Origin of the sequence: Gordonibacter sp., assembly GCF_036667095.1 — a bacterium.
Lineage (GTDB): Bacteria > Actinomycetota > Coriobacteriia > Coriobacteriales > Eggerthellaceae > Gordonibacter.
Genome location: NZ_JAVWUP010000382.1, coordinates 1 through 1,166, shown reverse-complemented (window position 1 = coordinate 1,166; position 1,166 = coordinate 1). Strand labels below are relative to the sequence as shown.

Sequence of the window (1,166 nt, the reverse complement as noted above, 5' to 3'; positions counted from 1 at the left end):
CTTCGCGTTCAGTATCTCGGCCACCTTGCCCGTGACCTTCTTAGGCGCAACGAAGTTGGACACCGTCTCGCCCAGATGGAGGATCGGGAACATGCCGAACTTGAAGTTGAGCTGGCCTGCATCGGTCGTGTCGGGTGAGGGGCTTTTGATCTCACCCTCCGTGGTGATGTCTCGACCGTCATGGCTCGTAACCTCAAGCCACTCCTCGATGGGGAAGATAAGGTCGGCCACTTCAGCCTGAAACGAGGTAATCATCGGGTGCTGGCAGATGCAGAAGTCGATTTCCGGGAACACGTCGTACCACGATTTCGCGTTGCCCAGCATGGCCAGCTTGTTGCCAGACATGTCGAACCACACGCGCGGCTTATAGGGTTCACCGGTCCTGATGGCTTCAAGCACGGACGGGATGTGGCTATGCTCCCAGTGGTACAGGCCCTTGTGGTTCTTCATACCCAAACGATCGAGGCGCAACTGGTTCGTGATGTAGAGCAATTCTGCGGAATGAGGTGTGGGGAACCCGTTAGGATCGGACGCGAACGCCTCCAAGCGCGCGGCGTTCTCCTCGGGAGAGTTGCCGACGATGTATCCCACGCCGCAATCGTGCACGATATCGACGTTGCGGTACTGGAAGATAGTCGTCGGACGCGCCACCTTGCCATCAGCGTTGACCTTGGTCGCCGAGTTCTGCGTGAGAGTGCAGCCCGGCTTGTTCACGTAGCCCATGATAGCGTCGAGCCCGCACAGCCCCACCGGGAGCTGGTGGGCGATCTGTTCCATGTCGGAAGAAACGCCGTGGCAGATGCCGCCGCACTTCCCCTCTTTGAGCGGGGCGGTATACAGCAGGATGGCCTTTTCGTTGACCGCCGCCGGAACCCACGTGACTTCCTCAGTTTTCTCAAGCGTCCACTCCGAGGCTGCTTCCTTGTAAATCTGTCCGGCGCTGCGGGCCGACACCCCGCCCAAGTCGTCGATGGAGCCGCTCCAGAAGAGCTCCGGGTCGATGCTTTCGTCCTGGTACTCGAACGGCACCAGCTTACCGGCGACGTTGTCGTAGCATACGTACGCCGGGGTATCGGCGGGCGTGCTCTGCTTGAAGTCCGGCCAGATGTCGGTGGCGCGGTACGGCAGCTGCGTATCCTCGTTGACGATGAAGGGCAGGTTGGTCC

The 1,166-nt window shown here is 60.1% G+C and carries 1 pseudogene; it reads right to left on the bottom strand.

The window, feature by feature from the left end:
• Positions 1–1,166 (bottom strand): annotated as a pseudogene (locus RR842_RS14770) (molybdopterin dinucleotide-binding protein); the annotation flags it as partial.